General features: G+C 62.6%; 14 protein-coding genes and 1 pseudogene. 8 read left to right on the top strand and 7 right to left on the bottom strand.

The window, feature by feature from the left end:
* Positions 1-3 precede the first annotated feature (3 nt).
* Positions 4-684, top strand: coding sequence for a GntR family transcriptional regulator (locus BCCGELA001_RS04050; protein ID WP_060734679.1), 681 nt, complete (start codon positions 4-6; stop codon positions 682-684).
* A gap of 312 nt (positions 685-996) precedes the next feature.
* Here the strand turns inward: BCCGELA001_RS04050 and BCCGELA001_RS04045 are convergent, their stop codons facing one another.
* Complete coding sequence (locus BCCGELA001_RS04045) at positions 997-1,941, bottom strand: DMT family transporter (RefSeq protein ID WP_083543290.1); 945 nt, start codon at positions 1,939-1,941, stop codon at positions 997-999.
* Positions 1,942-2,140: 199 nt separating this feature from the next.
* Between BCCGELA001_RS04045 and BCCGELA001_RS04040 the strand changes: the two genes are divergently transcribed.
* Positions 2,141-4,162, top strand: coding sequence for a YgiQ family radical SAM protein (locus BCCGELA001_RS04040; RefSeq protein WP_060734678.1), 2,022 nt, complete (start codon positions 2,141-2,143; stop codon positions 4,160-4,162).
* Between the two features lie 17 nt (positions 4,163-4,179).
* Here BCCGELA001_RS04040 and BCCGELA001_RS04035 read toward each other — a convergent pair whose 3' ends face one another.
* Positions 4,180-4,473, bottom strand: coding sequence for a hypothetical protein (locus BCCGELA001_RS04035; protein WP_008542831.1), 294 nt, complete (start codon positions 4,471-4,473; stop codon positions 4,180-4,182).
* A gap of 444 nt (positions 4,474-4,917) precedes the next feature.
* On the opposite strand from BCCGELA001_RS04035, the gene BCCGELA001_RS04030 reads away from it, so the two are divergent.
* Both BCCGELA001_RS04030 and BCCGELA001_RS04025 read left to right on the top strand, forming a co-directional pair.
* Entirely contained in the window at positions 4,918-5,376 is a 459-nt protein-coding gene (locus BCCGELA001_RS04030; RefSeq protein ID WP_060734677.1) for an Rrf2 family transcriptional regulator, read from the top strand.
* A 26-nt stretch (positions 5,377-5,402) separates the two neighbouring features.
* Positions 5,403-6,086: a class I SAM-dependent methyltransferase gene (locus BCCGELA001_RS04025; protein WP_060737473.1), complete on the top strand. Its 684-nt coding sequence runs from the start codon at positions 5,403-5,405 to the stop codon at positions 6,084-6,086.
* A gap of 164 nt (positions 6,087-6,250) precedes the next feature.
* Here BCCGELA001_RS04025 and BCCGELA001_RS04020 read toward each other — a convergent pair whose 3' ends face one another.
* The 5 genes and pseudogenes from BCCGELA001_RS04020 to BCCGELA001_RS04000 form a co-directional block, all read right to left on the bottom strand.
* Complete coding sequence (locus BCCGELA001_RS04020) at positions 6,251-7,111, bottom strand: class I SAM-dependent methyltransferase (RefSeq protein WP_008542824.1); 861 nt, start codon at positions 7,109-7,111, stop codon at positions 6,251-6,253.
* Positions 7,112-7,155: 44 nt separating this feature from the next.
* The gene (locus BCCGELA001_RS04015) at positions 7,156-7,614 is read right to left on the bottom strand and encodes a nuclear transport factor 2 family protein (protein WP_060734676.1); all 459 of its coding nucleotides are present in this window, start codon (positions 7,612-7,614) and stop codon (positions 7,156-7,158) included.
* A gap of 143 nt (positions 7,615-7,757) precedes the next feature.
* A complete protein-coding gene (locus BCCGELA001_RS04010) occupies positions 7,758-8,231 on the bottom strand; it encodes a methyltransferase family protein (RefSeq protein WP_008570462.1) in 474 nt (157 codons plus the stop codon).
* A 21-nt stretch (positions 8,232-8,252) separates the two neighbouring features.
* Positions 8,253-8,507 (bottom strand): annotated as a pseudogene (locus tag BCCGELA001_RS04005) (NAD(P)/FAD-dependent oxidoreductase); the annotation flags it as partial.
* On the bottom strand, positions 8,446-9,165 hold the full coding sequence (locus BCCGELA001_RS04000; RefSeq protein ID WP_236840883.1) for a phosphatase PAP2 family protein: 720 nt from the start codon (positions 9,163-9,165) through the stop codon (positions 8,446-8,448). The gene BCCGELA001_RS04000 and the pseudogene BCCGELA001_RS04005, both read right to left, overlap by 62 nt.
* 656 nt (positions 9,166-9,821) lie before the next feature.
* Here BCCGELA001_RS04000 and BCCGELA001_RS03995 point away from each other — a divergent pair.
* The 4 genes from BCCGELA001_RS03995 (at position 9,822) to BCCGELA001_RS03975 (ending at position 15,868) form a co-directional block, all read left to right on the top strand.
* Positions 9,822-12,050 carry a fused MFS/spermidine synthase gene (locus BCCGELA001_RS03995; protein ID WP_008542812.1) on the top strand — a complete coding sequence of 743 codons (2,229 nt, stop codon included), beginning with the start codon at positions 9,822-9,824 and terminating at the stop codon, positions 12,048-12,050.
* Positions 12,051-13,117: 1,067 nt separating this feature from the next.
* Positions 13,118-13,720 carry a hypothetical protein gene (locus tag BCCGELA001_RS36735; RefSeq protein ID WP_144441127.1) on the top strand — a complete coding sequence of 201 codons (603 nt, stop codon included), beginning with the start codon at positions 13,118-13,120 and terminating at the stop codon, positions 13,718-13,720.
* A 459-nt stretch (positions 13,721-14,179) separates the two neighbouring features.
* On the top strand, positions 14,180-14,659 hold the full coding sequence (locus BCCGELA001_RS03980) for a hypothetical protein (RefSeq protein ID WP_060734671.1): 480 nt from the start codon (positions 14,180-14,182) through the stop codon (positions 14,657-14,659).
* Between the two features lie 186 nt (positions 14,660-14,845).
* A complete protein-coding gene (locus tag BCCGELA001_RS03975) occupies positions 14,846-15,868 on the top strand; it encodes an LLM class flavin-dependent oxidoreductase (RefSeq protein ID WP_008542807.1) in 1,023 nt (340 codons plus the stop codon).
* Positions 15,869-15,919 lie beyond the last annotated feature (51 nt).

The following is a 15,919-nucleotide window of genomic DNA, read 5'->3' as shown; positions in this document are numbered from 1 at the left end:
CAGATGCGCTCGCTCAAGCTCGATACGCCGAAATCGCTGTCGCAGCGCGTGATGCAGCGGCTGCGCCAGGCCATCATCGACGGCGAGTTCGCGTTAGGTGCCGCCATCTCCGAGGAGATGGTGGCCAATTCCTTCGGCGTCAGCCGCACGCCGGTGCGCGAGGCGATGGGCCTGTTGCAGGCGCAGGGGCTGGTGGTGATCCGGCCGCAGGTCGGCAGTTTTGTCTTTACCCCGAGTGCGGAAGACATCAATGCGCTCTGCACCTTCCGGATCGCACTCGAACCCAGGGCGGCCGAGCTCGCCTTTCGCCATGATCGCGACGGCGCCATTGCAGTGATGAACGATGCGATCGCGGCGATGGAGCCGGCGATCGCAGCAAAAGACAACATCGCCTATGGCCGCGCCGATACGGCGTTCCACGAGGCGTTGTTCGCCCATTGCGGCAACCGCTATCTCGTCGAATCCTACCAGCTGGCTTCCGGCCGCGTCGCCGCGCTCCGCACCAATCTGACCTCGCCAATCGACGTGCGCACCCGCACGTCCTTCGACGAGCATCGTAAGCTGCTCGAACTGTTCGCGTGCGGCGACTTCGCCGCCTTCGAAGCGGCGATGACGACGCACATCACCAATTCGGGCGTCGTCTATGCCAGGGCCTTGAAGGTGGAAGCGGTGGACGCGGACTGAAGGCGCTTACTACGCGTCCTTCGATCCCGGCCTGTCCAGGAAATCCAGCGCAGTGTTGATCTGTTCGAGCTGATGCTCGATCTTGTCGCGGTCCTCGACCGACGGCACCCTCTCGAGCTGTTCCACGAGCTTCTGCTTCCGCAACAGCAAGTTTTCAATGACTGTACTCACAGGTCCCCCATCGCCAGAGGCGACGCCGCGAACGCCGAAACGATGGCGGCGCGCGCAACCCGGGCCCGCACGGACCCTTGATCAGAATGTTTGCAGCCGCGGATGGTTCCTGCGCTTGAACCAGGACTCGTTCAAATGGAACTATCGGCGCAAGCTGGCCCAGACGCCGCCGAGGATCAGCAGCCCTCCGACGAGATGGATCGGCTTTGGAGGTTCGCCAAGGATCGCGAAAGACAATAGGGCGCTTGCAACCGGTCCGAGGTAGAGGACGAGCGAGGTCCGCACCGAACCGAATTTGGCACCGAGCCAGGCAAAGCCGGCATACGCAAGCAGGCCAGGAACGATCCCGGCGAAGACATAGGCTGATAGCGCCTTGGTGCTGAAGGTTTGGGCGGGCATGGCCCACATTTCCCAGGCCGCGAGCGGCAGCGAGAACAAGGCGCCGGCGGCCGAGAACAGGCTGATGCGTGCGAGCAGCGACGCCTTCGGTGCGGCGCGCGATTGCAGCAGCGTATAGCCGGACCAGCCCAGCATCGCGATCACGACCAGGCCGTCGCCCGACGCCGTCTCCAGTTCGAACAACGCCGCCGGATGGCCGCCGGAGATGATCAGCAGCGCCCCCGATAGCGCGAGTGCAGTACCGGACCATTGCAGCGGGCCGACATGCTCGATCTTGAGCGCCGCAGAGATCATCAGCACCGTGATCGGCGAGAGCGCCATGATCAGCGCGATGTGGATCGCCGTCGTCGACACGCCCGCGGCATAGACCGGACCGCCGCACAGAAACATGCCCATGAAGCCGGCGGCAAGGATCGGCCAGATGTTTTTGTCGAGCGGCACGCGGCCTTCGCGGATCTCCTTGAGCGCGATCGGCGCGAGCCCGATGGCTACAATGCTCCAACGGAAGAAGGCGAGTGCGAAGGACGGGACCGAGCCCGCAAGCCCGCGAGCGAGAATCTGATTGGACGCCTGCGCGGTCGCCACCAGAATGAAGCCGATCAGCGCAATCGCGCCGAGCCAGGCGCCTGCGGATAGTGCAGTGCTCGCGACCGCGTCGCTGCCGCTGCCTGATGTTCCCTTGCCCATGGAGCGACCGAATACTCCATGGCCGCTGCGGTGAGAACCCGGATCGCCGCATGCGACGATTGCAGCGATCAAAGCCGATCGGCTCACCGCGCATGGATGCGGGGTTAACGCGTACACGGGCGGATGACAGGAGGCGGAACCGCAATCTTCACGCCCCCGTCGGTTGAATTCGCCGGCCTGGAGTCCTATGCGTAAGCGCATGGACACCCAGATCATCGCCGCCGAAAAGCCCCTGATGGCCCAGGCCCGCCCGCGTAAGCCGGCGCCGTTCCTCCCCATGAGCCGCGCCGAGATGGACGCGCTCGGCTGGGACGCCTGCGACATCGTGCTGGTGACCGGGGATGCCTATGTCGATCATCCGAGCTTCGGCATGGCCATCATCGGCCGGCTGCTGGAGGCGCAAGGCTTCCGCGTCGGCATCATCGCGCAGCCGGACTGGCACTCGGCCGAGCCGTTCAGGGCCTTGGGCAAGCCGCGCGTGTTCTTCGGTGTCACCGGCGGCAACATGGATTCCATGGTGAACCGCTACACCGCGGACCGCCGCATCCGCAGCGACGATGCCTATACCGCCGGCGGCGAAGGCGGCAAGCGGCCGGACCGCTGCACCATCGTCTACGCCCAGCGCTGCCGCGAGGCGTTCAAGGATGTCCCGATCGTGCTCGGCGGCATCGAGGCCTCGCTGCGCCGGATCGCGCATTACGATTACTGGTCCGACAAGGTGCGCCGCTCGGTGCTCGCGGACGCCAAGGCGGACTTGCTGCTCTACGGCAATGCCGAGCGCGCCGTGGTCGAGGTGGCGCAGCGGCTTGCCGCCGGCGAAGCGCCGCGCGAGCTCGACGACATCAGGGGCGTCGCACTGTTTCGCCGCGTGCCGGAAGGTTACACCGAGCTGCACGCCGACGATCTCGATTCCGCGGACGAGGGTGCAACGCGCCAGAAGGGCGCGATCGTGATCCGCCTGCCCGCGCTGGAGCAGGTCGAGCAGGACAAGGAAGCTTACGCCCGTGCCTCGCGCGTGCTGCACCGGGAGAGCAATCCCGGCAATGCGCGTCCGCTGGTGCAGCGTCATGGCGATCGCGATCTCTGGCTCAACCCGCCGCCCATCCCGCTGACCAGCGAGGAGATGGACGCGGTCTACGATTTGCCTTACGCGCGCGCGCCGCATCCATCCTATGGCGAGGCAAAGATCCCGGCGTGGGACATGATCAAGTTCTCGGTGACGATCATGCGCGGCTGCTTCGGCGGCTGCACCTTCTGCTCGATCACGGAGCACGAGGGCCGCATCATCCAAAACCGCTCCGAGGGGTCGATCCTGCGCGAGATCGAGAAGATCCGCGACAAGACGCCGGGCTTCACCGGCGTCATCTCCGACATCGGCGGCCCCACCGCCAACATGTACCGGATGGCTTGCAAGGACCCCAAGGTCGAGGCGGCGTGCCGGCGGCCGTCCTGCGTCTTCCCCGAGATCTGCCCGAACCTCAACACCTCGCATGACGACCTGATCCGGCTCTATCGCAAGGTGCGCGAGACCAAGGGCATCAAGAAGGTGATGGTCGCCTCCGGTGTGCGCTACGACCTCGCGGTGGAGAGCCCCGAATACATCAAGGAGCTGGTCACCCATCACGTCGGCGGCTATCTCAAGATCGCGCCTGAACATACCGAGCGCGGCCCGCTCGACAAGATGATGAAGCCGGGCATCGGCGCTTACAACAAGTTCAAGCGGATGTTCGATGAAGCGGCCGAGCGGGCCGGCAAGAAATATTACCTGATCCCCTATTTCATCGCGGCGCATCCGGGCACGACCGACGAGGACATGATGAACCTCGCGCTGTGGCTCAAGAAGAACCGCTATCGCGCCGACCAGGTGCAGACCTTCCTGCCCTCGCCGATGGCGACCGCGACCGCGATGTATCACACCGGCGTCAACCCATTGCGCGGCGTGCGGCATGGCGGCAGCGACAAGGTGGAGGCGATCAAGGGCCTGCGCCAGCGCCGCCTGCACAAGGCGTTCCTGCGCTATCACGACCCCGACAATTGGCCGGTGCTGCGCGAGGCCTTGATCGAGATGGGCCGCCGCGACCTGATCGGCTCTCAGCCGCACCAGCTCGTGCCGGCGCACCAGCCGCCCGGCACCGGCAAGGCCGCCGGCACCAAGCGCCCCGTTCGCCCCGGCGGCAAGACGCAGAAGTTCACGACCAAGGGCCTGCGGGTGATGAAGTAGCGGGCGCTACGCGCCTGCTACAGCGCGAGCACGACCTCGCCCGAGACAGCGTCCGTCACACCGCGTCCGTTGCCCTGGTCCTCGAGCACCGACCTGAAACTGTCGAGCGTTTTGATCATCGCCGAGCGCGCCGCGATCAGCGCATCCTGGCTCGCCCATGTGCCGATGAGGCAGAAAGTCTGATCGCCGGTCTTGATGATGACGCCGTGCTCCAGGCCCGGCCATTTGGCCTTGCCGTCCCGGTGCGCGTCGAGGAAGGCGGCTTCCTCGCCCGGCTTCACCTTGAACTTGACCACGTTGTAAACCTGCATGATGCGCCTCCGGAAAAAATGAACGGATGAAAACGGGCGCCACGCGAGGTCGGGGACGAACAGGCCACGTGGTCGCCTAGCCGATTGTTGCCCTCACGCGCGGCGCCGTCACCGTGACAAATCGGCGTGGCGATCTCGGTGTTTTCTGTCCGACGAAAACAAAGTGCGAAAACAACCCCATGCACAGTAGACGGCATGAGCGGGATCAATGACTTAGCCGAATCGCTGAAGCGCTGACGCCTCGGGCAGAGAGGCGTAGCGCCGTCGGGCAAAACAGGAGCAGGATGGCATGATCGGGCGCGCATGTGTGGCGTCCACTTGGCGCTGTTCTGGCAGCGCTGCATCTCCCGAAAATCTCACGACTTCTCCATGCTCTGCTGCCTGCGCCTCGCGTGGCGTAGCCAGTCGTTGACTTTGGCCCAGATCTGCAACATATGAAGTTACATGAGACGCGACTCCCGATTGTCCGGCGTGCTCCACGTGCTGCTGCACATGGCGCAACAGCCCGGCCCGTTCACGTCCGAGACGCTGGCGAAGGCGATGGACACCAACCCGGTGGTGATCCGCCGCATCATGGCGGGGCTGCGCGAGCTCGGTTACGTCCGCTCCGAGAAGGGGCATGGCGGCGGCTGGCGGCTTGCATGTGACCTCGCGAAGGTGACGCTGCGCGACGTCTACGCCGCGCTCGGCAGCCCGGCGCTGCTGGCCATGGGCAACAGGACGGAGTCGCCGGGCTGTCTCGTCGAGCAGGCCGTCAATGCCGCCCTCGATCAGGCCTTTCACGAGGCGGAAGCGTTGCTGCTGTCGCGCCTCGGCGAGGTGACGCTGGCGATGCTGAGCGAGGATTTTCGCAAGCGCCTCGGCTCCCGGAAGCATCAGGGCTTGCGCGCCCATGGCGCGTGACTGCCGCATTCAGCAAGGATGACGCCATGACCAGCATTCAAGACATGTTCTCCGATCCGCAGGCCGTGGCGCGATACACGGAAGGGCCGCCACGCTTCGTGCCCGGCTACAATGCCATGCTGTCGATGGCGGCGATCCTGCTGGCCGAGCGTGCGCATGACGATGCGCGGATCCTCGTCCTCGGTGCCGGCGGCGGCCTGGAGTTGAGAACATTTGCGCAGGCGCAGCCAGGCTGGCGCTTCGACGGCGTGGACCCGTCCGCTGCGATGCTGGGGCTCGCGAAACAGACCCTGGGGCCGCTGGCGCCGCGCGCGCATCTTCACCAGGGCTATATCGACGATGCGCCGGAAGGACCGTTCGACGGTGCCAGCTGCCTTTTGACGCTGCACTTCGTCGATGTCGCGGAGCGGCGCCGCATCGCCTCCGAGATCCGCCGCCGGCTGAAGCCGGACGCGGCTTTCGTGGTCGCGCATTTGAGTGCGCCCAGTGGCGAGGAGGAGCGCCCGCTATGGCTGTCGCGGTACTCCGCATTCCTGGCCGCCTCCGGCGTTGAGCCCGCCCAGGCGGCAGCCGCGCGGAACGCCGTCACCAACCACCTGGAGATCCTCACGCCCGCGCAGGACGAGACGATCCTGCGCGAGGCTGGCTTCTCCGAGCCGACCCTGTTCTACACCGGCTTCACCTTTCGCGGCTGGGCAGCTTACGCGTGAGGCGTAGCCGTTTCTTCATGCGGCTGGATCACCATGGGTATTCTCATCTCTACGGCCCCATGATTTTTCTCATCGTTGCTCTTTGCATTGACCGAGCGTCAGGCGGTTCGAGAAGGCGGCGCGTCTTGTTCGCCAGGCCCGCGACGTCTCCCTGCTAATCGGCGTCAACTTGCGGGATTGCGCGCCTTGACGATCGACGTCGCGCCGTTGATCATCAGCGACCGCTCGCCGGGGCAGCTCGCGAAGGCGGCGCGAACCGCGGCCAAGGCGCGGGCACGGATGTCGTCGGGCTGGTCAGCGAGCGCGCGCGACAGCGGGCCGACCTCCAATGTCATCTTTACCGCGCCGTCGATCGCCGCGTCCCGCGTCGCGCCCTCGCCAAACGAAACGGAAGCATCGAAGGGCGTGATCGCGATATCGGTGAAGCCGGCCGCCGTCAGGATGCGAGTGATCCGCTCCGGGTCGCCGAACGAGAATGGACCGGGCGCTTCGGGATCGGGCGGCGCCATCGGGACGATGCCCTTGATCGCGCCCATCGGCAGGCGCATCCAATCGTTCTCGGCCGTGCCGCGCCAGCAGACGAAAGCGACCCGGCCGCCGGGCTTCAGCGCACGGCGCATATGCGCGAACGCCTTTGTCGGATCGTCGAAGAACATCACGCCGAAACGCGAGAACAGGATGTCGAACGCGCCCTCGGGCAGCTCGGCGCTGCTGGCGTCGGCCACCCGGAACAGGGCCGGCGTATCCTGTGGCGCACGCGCGCGCGCTCGGGCGATCAGCGGTTCGGAGATGTCCACGCGCAGCACTTGGCCCCCCGCGCCGACGCGCGCGGCCAGAGCCAGAGTAGACGCGCCCGCGCCGCAGCCGACGTCCAGCACGCGCTCGCCCGTTGCGGGCGCGGCGGCTTCGATCGCGGCCTGGCCGAACATCGCCGCTATGGCGTCGAGGCGGGCCTGGTGCGCGACCCAGCGCTCCCCGCTTTGGCCATTCCAGTCGGCGACCCGATCGGCATTGTGCTGTGCCATGACATATCCTTGTCCTGATGGCGGCATCCCACGAATGATCTGCGTTAGCTCACGATTGGTCCAGCCGCAGCTTCATCCAAACCGGCACGAGCTTGGATAGCGAGGCTTCGCTCTGCAGCCTGCGAGTCGAAGTATTCCTCAATCGAATGAACCTTGCCCCATCGCAACTTGAAGACGTGGACGCCCCTGTTCACATACGAGCTGTGGCCGTCAAGTAGTCTCGCGTTGGCCCGCCACTTGACGAACACTGTGGTGTTCGATGGCCAACCCGTCACCTCGATCTGCTCAATATCTATGTGAAGCTTCGGGAAAACACGGCCCATGCGCTCGAACCACTGCCTTACCGATTGCTTTCCATGTCGCTCACCTCCCAACGCATGATCTCCGGCAACCCAGTGATACGCGTTTGGTGTTAGGCCCTTTGCAGCATCATCCCAACGCTGGTTGTTGACGTGATCGAAGCTCCTGCGGATCTCTTTTTCGACAATTAGACTGTAGACCATTGATGCCACCTGTTGTTGGATAGCCGACGGCTCTGCAAGACGGATGGATACTTTCCAGATACTGAAGCTGGTCCGGGTAACGACGGCGATCTGTTGGGAAAGCTGGCTGACGGGCGGCCCCGCAGGCGGCAGCGGCGGAATAGTCAGAGCCAGCGGCGAACCTCGGCCTTGTAGCGGCGGTAGTCGTCGCCGAACTTCGCTTCGAGATAGCGCTCCTCGCGAGCGATCACCTGCGTCTGGATCGCGAGCAGCACCAACGGGAGCAAGGCGAAGGCGATCGGCCCGTCGAAGCCGATCGCAAGGCTGGCATAGATAAGCGCCATGCCGAGATACATGGGATTGCGGGTCCACCGATAAGGGCCGGTCGTTGCGATGAGGGTCGTTGGCTGCGACGGCGGAACGTTGGTGCCCAGCCGTCGGAACAGCCCCGCCGCCGCAAGCATCTTCGCCGCGCCGGCAACGAACAGCAGCGCGCCTGCTGCGACTAGCAACCGCCAGTCGATGCCGAAGGAACGCAGGGTGACGAACCGCTCCGCCACCAGCCCCAACAGCAGCGCTCCCAGATAGACGAAGGGCGGAGGGAAGCGCACACCCGAGCTGTCCGGTTCGACGGCCATGCTCATCCTGCATGTGTGCTCTCAAACCACCATCGACTGCTGGGCGAAGATACCTGCCATCGCGCCGTGCGATGATGCCAGGGTGACCGATGGCGGCGTGATGGGGTTGGCGAGGTCGCCGGCGGCGTAGATGCCGGGCATGCTGGTTTCGCGGCGCTCGTCGACCTTGAGGATGATGCCGAGCGGTGTTTTGACGGTGGCGAGGCCCAGTGATTCATGCAGGCTGGCGGACGGCTTGTTGCGCGGATGGGCGAACAGGATGTCGACCGCGACATGCATGCGAGGGGACCAATACCGGCTGCTGCTTCTGCGATTGGCCGCGTGAGAGATAATTTCCAAGCCGATGCGTCGCATAGATCGTCGCAAACGCGATGCCCACGCCGGCAATGACGTCGACGAAGAAGTGTCCACCGCCAATCGGCGTCGCCGCCAACACGACGGCATTCCACAAGGTCCCTGCGACTCTCAGCCAAGGGATCGGCCACAGGGCCCATGCGTAAAGGACGGCCGTGATGGCGTGGAAGCTCGGAAATGTCAGAAGGGGACCCAGGCTGAACGCGTCCAACACCCTGGTGGTACCATCACGCACAAGAGGAAGCTCGCGCAGGGTGTCATAGTAGACGGAAGGCTCGATGTTCGGATGATCCGCCGGCAGCAGGCCCAAGGCATGATAAACGCCCGTGGCAGGAACCAGTGTTGAAATGACCGTGGTGACGATCAGCGTCAGTGCGAAGCAGAGAACGAATTCTGCAGCCCGTCGATAGAAACCGCACAAGGGCAGGAGAACGACGAGCAGGGTCAGCTGCACGAATATGGAATTGTAGGCAGGGGCAAGCGCACGGATCAATCCGGGCCGGTCGTTCACAAACGACAGATATGCTCGAAAATTCAACCCCAGTGCTCGATCGAATGCAAGCAGTCCGGCTTCCTGCATTGGGAGAGCCGCCGACGCCGCGATATATCCCAGCGATGTGACGAGTATGAGGACCAGGATGATCTGCGCTAAGGTGAACAGGGTCGCATAGACCCGCGGATTGCCGCGCCCGGAGCTCGCGTTGCGATGTCCGATGTATCCGTAAAGCCCGGTCATTCCCATTATGGTGATGTAGCCTTTCGGCTCCAGCCGGAAGCTGGTCAGCAGAACGCCGAGTGCGAGCAAGACCAGGACCACGCCGATGATGATCCAGTTCAGCTGGAATAGCCTGAGGGAAAGCTCCACATCTCCCTTGAGGTTTGAGAGCATCCCGGCTGAGTCGAAACGTCGTCCACCCTTTTTGGTTGTCATTTGACATTCCTGCATTCCAGGGGAATGTTTCTGCCAATACAACCATTAATAAATGCACAACACAGACGTGCATCATTGGTCAGGAACAACTTGCAACAGGAGGTGCCAGGTTTTCCCGGGCTCAGTCCGGAAAGGCGCCAGTGCACGTGGCGAAGCGGTCATTCTTGCCCGCTGTTCGCAACGGGTTAACCTCGCGCATCGCGTTGCCGGATTGAGCCGTCAATCCCAGCGCGGTTCAGCAACAAACCGCAACATATGATTACCTTTCTCCTCTAGGTTGCAACCACCTGGAGGAGGGTTCCATCATGACCGCCGTCGAATTGCCCGCGAATGCGCCGGCACAGACATCCGCTGCGCCCCATGTCCGCATTCTTTGCATCCTCTTCTTCTTCTCCGGCTTTCCGGCGCTGATCTATCAACTGACCTGGCAACGAAGCCTGTTCCGCATCTTCGGCGTCAATTCGGAATCGGTGACGATTATCGTGACCGCGTTCATGCTCGGACTCGGACTCGGCAGCTTGTGTGGCGGCTGGATATCCCGCCGCACCAACGTCAGGCCATTGTTGCTTCTAGGAGTGATCGAGCTTGCGACTGCTGCATTCGGATTGGCCTCACTTCAAATCTTCGAAAAGGTGGGCGCTCAGGTGGCTGACCTGCCGTTGCCCGCCCTTGCCGCCATCAACCTTGTCCTGGTGCTGGTGCCAACCCTTCTGATGGGCGCAACGCTGCCGATCCTGGTCGCCTATCTGGCACGACTTTCCGGACAGATCGGCGACGCCGTCGGCACTCTCTATTTCGTCAACACGCTCGGCGCCGGTGCCGCGTGCCTCGTATGCGCCATCCTGATTTTCCCCTTCCTCGGCATGCATGCGGCGATCACGATCGCGGCTGGAATCAATATTGCGGTCGGCGCCGGGGCAATCGCGGCGCACGTCCTGCCTGGCCGCAGCACGACGAATGATTCGCCGAAGTCGGCCAACGCATCAGGCACACCGCCAATTCTCGGCACGGGCTTGGTCGTGCTGCTCGCAATGGCGGGGGGATTCATCTCGCTGTCCTACGAGATCTACCTGTTCCGCGTGATGTCGTTTGCATCGGGATCGAGTTCGCTGGCTTTTGCGATCACGCTATATGCTTTTCTGACCGGGATCGCGGTCGGCGCCCGACAGGCCGGACAGTCCTGCAGGACACTTGCGCCGCAAGCTGCGCTCCGCAAAGCCGCGAGCGATCTCATCTGGGCCAACTTGTTCGGTGCGCTGTTTCTTCCCTTGATGACGCAATTGGCATGGACCGGCGCCGGCGCAATCAGCGTTACGGTCGTCATTACCTACCTGATAGCGCGGCAATGGGGCGCACTGCTCCCCTATCTCTCGCAATTTGGCATCGCTGCGGACGAACAGATTGGTCAGCGGACGGCGCTCCTGTATTTCGCCAACATCGTAGGCTGCGCCAGCGGGGCTATCCTCACCGGCTTCGTGCTGACGGACTACTTCGGACTCCGGCAAATCTCGGCAATCTTGCTTGTTGGTGGCACGATGTCCGCATTTGCATTGATTGCGGTCGGCGAAACAACCCGGCAGGAGCGGTATCTTCTTGGCCGACTTGCCGTTGCGGTTCTCGTGTTCGGCCTCGGCGCTAACTTCTTGTTGAGCCAGCGGCTATTGGAGAATCTGCAGGCGAAGACGCTCACTGACCGCGACTTCCTCCATGTCGTCGAGAACCATAGCGGCATCATCACCGTCGACAACGAGGGTACCGTCTTCGGCAACGGCATGTATGACGGCCGCTTCAACACAGACCTGAAGTCCGATCGCAACGGCATCGTCCGCCCCTACGCGCTGAGCCTCTTCCACCCTGCACCACGACAGGTGCTGATGATCGGTCTCTCCTCCGGTTCGTGGGCCCAAGTCATAGCCAACAATCCGGACGTGGAATCGCTCACGATCGTCGAGATCAATCGCGGATATGTCGAGTTGATCGCCAAACACGACAACGTCAAATCGATCCTGAACAATCCCAAGATCAGGATTATCGAGGATGACGGACGCCGTTGGCTGCGCCATCATCCCGACGCTCAATTCGATGCGGTCGTCTCCAACACGACGTGGCATTTTCGGGCCAACGCCGCCAATTTGCTCTCGTCTGAATTCCTGGGCCTCGTGCAGCAACACCTGAAGCCCGGTGGAGTCTACTTCTACAACACCACCAATTCGCGGCGGGCGCAGCGCACGGGCTGCACTGCATTTTCCCACGGCGCCCGGTTCTTGAATCATATGGTGCTGTCGCAGACGCCGATCGCTTGGGATCATGCTCGCTGGCGGCGAACGCTGGAAACCTACAGCATTGACGGAAAACCTGAGTTTGCTTCCGATGAGGCTGACCGCGCTCGGCTGGACGCGCTGATGGCCGACTTCCGTCAGGACGGCCCCACGATTGAGCCATGCCCGCAGCTGCTGGAGGCTACTGCCGGCCAAAAGCTCATTACGGACGACAATATGGGTACGGAGTGGCGCTACTTTCTCGGTTTGGAGTGACTTAGCCTCCCGATACCAGTATCCGCCAACGCAAGCCGCAAGATCGAGCACCTCTGTGCCTCAGCACGGGGCAAAATCTGCGACAACTTCCGCAAACGAGCTCCTACAAGCCTGTGGCTCTGGATCTGCGTCCGTCAGAGGATCCGTCATTTGAGCCGCCGAGTTTGGTGCTCGTTTGCATGCCGACAAACTTGGCTGACCGATATCGACTTTGCAGTGCGACGGCGGGCCGCGCGCCGCGCGTTCACGGGGCCGTCACCCTTGAGAAGGTTCTCTGCTCCAACATTACGGATTTATGACCGCGGCACTGAGGCGACCTTTATTTCGGGCCTTCTTCCTGCACCAACTCGGTCGCGAGTGCGCAAAGCACGTTTTCAGAGACGCGACAGGTGAAATATCTTTCCTGCCGCATGTGTGCCGTTTCACATCTTTTACGTGAAACAACGCTACCATCCAATCGAACGCCCTTTTACCGATGTCAGTGTTTTTCAGCAGTTGCAGCTATTGGGGCTCCTAATGAGTAGTGGTCGGATTTGCGACCGTATGGTCATTTTGAACCAACGGGTCTGGTTTCTCAACGCTCAACTTGCAGAACTTCGGAGCCTCCGCGCGCGGGTATCGAACACCGTCGAGAGAAGCAGCCGCAAACGATCGGAAGTCCGAGGTGTTTGGGCCAAGCGCCGCAGGCGACCGCTCTAACAAAGTTCTTGTCGTGTAGTGTCCCTTTAGGGACAATGACGACCCGCCGTCCCGTCACGGATTCCTCAGCAAGCGCCGATGGAGCGTTGCCGCATTGGGCTGCCTGGCAACCCACTCCAGGTTACGTTCGCCATCGATCTTCACTCAGAACGTACCGGTCGGCGCATCGCTGCCATCGAGCGAGTTGAAGGTGCATGAAGCCCTTTCTCGCATGGTGGCGCCGACGGAGTCCTGAGCTTGGTAGCCGATGAGTGCCACATACTGAACCGGCGGGTGGCGCGCTGATTGCATCATGAATGTTCTGGTAACTCTTGCAGGTTTTGCCAGATGTGCTTTGAACGTGGACCGTAGGGTGCACACTCTCAATCATGTATTTGCTGGCGCTGGCGGAAAAAAACGAAGCCCATCACGCCGTTCACGACGAGAACACCGTAGAAAACGACGGCTGCGTATTCGGCGGAAACTTGAAAGAACATCATCACGAAGAGCAGGACGATGGCCCATGCAACGTTAATCATGCTTCTTTTGAACAGCGCTCCATGGGTCGGGACAGCTGCGAACCAGTCACTCAAGAAGAACCAACAGACTCATACAGCCTCATCCTGGCGAGCCGCAACGGATGGGCCGACCGTAACTCGAACGAGACTAAGCGTGCATTAACCGGCCCGCACAACCCGTCACCCAAAATGTGCCACTTTGTCGCTGGAGGTCGTGACAACGGTTCGGCTCTGATTTTCGCGCGGGCCGATGACCGCTATGGGTTATGTCCGGGCATTCGCCGCGACTGGTTAGGAACGAGTGCCTCCGTCCCTGCCCCGAAAGAAGTAAAGCTTGGTCAAAAAGCAGAGCGCGGCAATCAGGAGGCTCTCGGTAAACAACAGCGTGGCCGTGAACAGGACCGGCTCTTCGGACGGAACAATCATTCTGACGAGGCCCAGATTTTCCCAGCCGATCGTCAGGCGTCCGAATAGATAGGGATACAGGGCAACCGAAATTGCGGCTGTTACAAGTCCTGCAATCGCCATGCACTGTTCCCAAAGCGGTCGAGCAGCCAAGCGGTCGAGAGTCTCTGCTCTCATCTTCTGGCGTTCGGCGTCGCTCATGAGCAAGACGCGGCGATCGAGAACACCGACCTTGGCAAGCCACCGTTTCCATCGCGGCCAATTTGCAATGCGTTGAGCCTGGCTCTCTTCGTATCGTGCTTTGTTCATAGCGGGCTTGCGAATATGCGCGTCGGTCCATGGCACTGACGACGTCGAGAGCACGACGCTATCTGTACGGGCTTAAGAGATTGTTGTCCGAACGCTAACGCCACGTGCGGGAGCAGCACCGACGTTAACCTTGTCGGCAAATGATTCCGCAGCCGCCGACAGATTGCCTCATTGGCGCGGAGAATTTTCAGCAGCACGAACCTCTATCAGAGGGGCATTATGCTGAGAATGGCGTTGTTGGGCCTCCTCATCCTGTTGAGTGCAGGAGTGCTGTCGGCGATGGAGCTGAGCGCGCCACCGCGTCGCGCGGCTGCGATCGTGCAACCGCCTGCCGGGCAAGATGCGGGGATGTCTAGTTCACACGACGCCCTGGCAAAAGCTGATCGCCTCGACCTTGCCGCTGTGAGCAGCGCGATGCCGGCACAGACTGCCCCGGTCGAAAGCAGCGTCGCTCCGGCGGAAGAGACCCAGGTCGGCTCGTCCGGACCGGAGCCAGCCGTTCGTCCTCGGCATACTCCGAAGAAGATCGCGGCCGCAGAACGTCCCAAGCCCAAGCCCAAGCCGAAGCCGACGGCAACCGTCGTCAAGCAAACCGCCGATGTCCGGCGCTCAAAGACCGCAGGAGATGCCGAGCCCTGCCGGCTGAAGGCGTTTGGCGGCTTGCTCAAGGCATTGAATTTCAACGGTTGCGAAATCTGAGCACGCGTCCCGGCGCGGCAGACCGAAGCCGAACGATCTGAGTTCGTGCTCAGCGGCGGAAGCATCAGCGGTCCAGCTGCGGCTCATCTTCCTTCCCCGAGGGGCGATTACGGGTGCATGCCCGTGTGCCATCTTTCCTCCGATCGACGCCTCGCAAACGCTTCCGATCATCCATATGTTGCCCTCATGAAAAAGATCGGATTCCTTTCCTTTGGGCACTGGACCCCCTCGCCGCAATCGCAGACCCGCTCTGCCAGCGACACACTGCTGCAATCGATCGAGCTTGCGGTTGCCGCAGAACAGTTAGGGGCCGACGGCGCCTATTTCCGCGTGCATCACTTTGCGCGCCAGCTCGCCTCGCCGTTTCCGCTGCTCGCCGCCGTCGGCGCGAAGACCGACAAGATCGAGATCGGCACGGCCGTGATCGACATGCGCTACGAGAACCCGCTCTACATGGTGGAGGACGCGGCCAGCGCCGACCTCATCGCCGGCGGCCGGCTGCAGCTCGGTATCAGCCGCGGCTCGCCCGAGCAGGTGATCGACGGCTGGCGCTATTTCGGCTATCGGCCGGCCGAGGACCAGAGCGATGCCGATATGGGGCGGCGCCACGCCGAGGTCTTCCTCGACCTGCTTCGCGGCGAAGGCTTTGCCGAGCCCAATCCGCAGCCGATGTTTCCCAATCCGCCTGGGCTCTTGCGGATCGAGCCGCATTCGCAGGGCCTGCGCGAGCGGATCTGGTGGGGCGCCGGCTCGAATGCGACGGCCGTGTGGGCGGCCAAGCTCGGCATGAATCTGCAGAGCTCGACGCTGAAGAACGACGAGACCGGCGAAGCCTTTCACGTGCAGCAGGCCGCGCAGATCCGTAGCTATCGCGCGGCATGGAAAGAGGCGGGACACAGCCGCGAGCCGCGCGTCTCCGTCAGCCGCAGCATCTTCGCGCTGATGGACGATCGCGACCGCGCCTATTTCGGCAGAGATGGCGAAGGCGAAGACCAGATCGGCTTCATCGACCCGCGCACGCGGGCGATCTTCGGGCGCTCTTATGCGGCGGAGCCGGACGCGCTGATCGAGCAGTTGCGGCAGGACGAGGCGATCGCGGAAGCCGATACCCTGCTGCTGACGATCCCGAACCAGCTCGGCGTCGATTTCTGCGCGCATGCGATCGAGGCGATCCTGAAGCATGTGGCGCCGGCGCTGGGGTGGCGATAGCGCTGTTCAAGCGACGGAATAGCAGAGAGCCCCGGTTTCCGCGTCGCCGAG

Source organism: Bradyrhizobium sp. CCGE-LA001 (genome assembly GCF_000296215.2).
GTDB lineage: Bacteria > Pseudomonadota > Alphaproteobacteria > Rhizobiales > Xanthobacteraceae > Bradyrhizobium.
The sequence above is the reverse complement of the archived record's forward strand: the minus strand, read 5'-3'. Positions and strand labels throughout refer to the sequence as shown.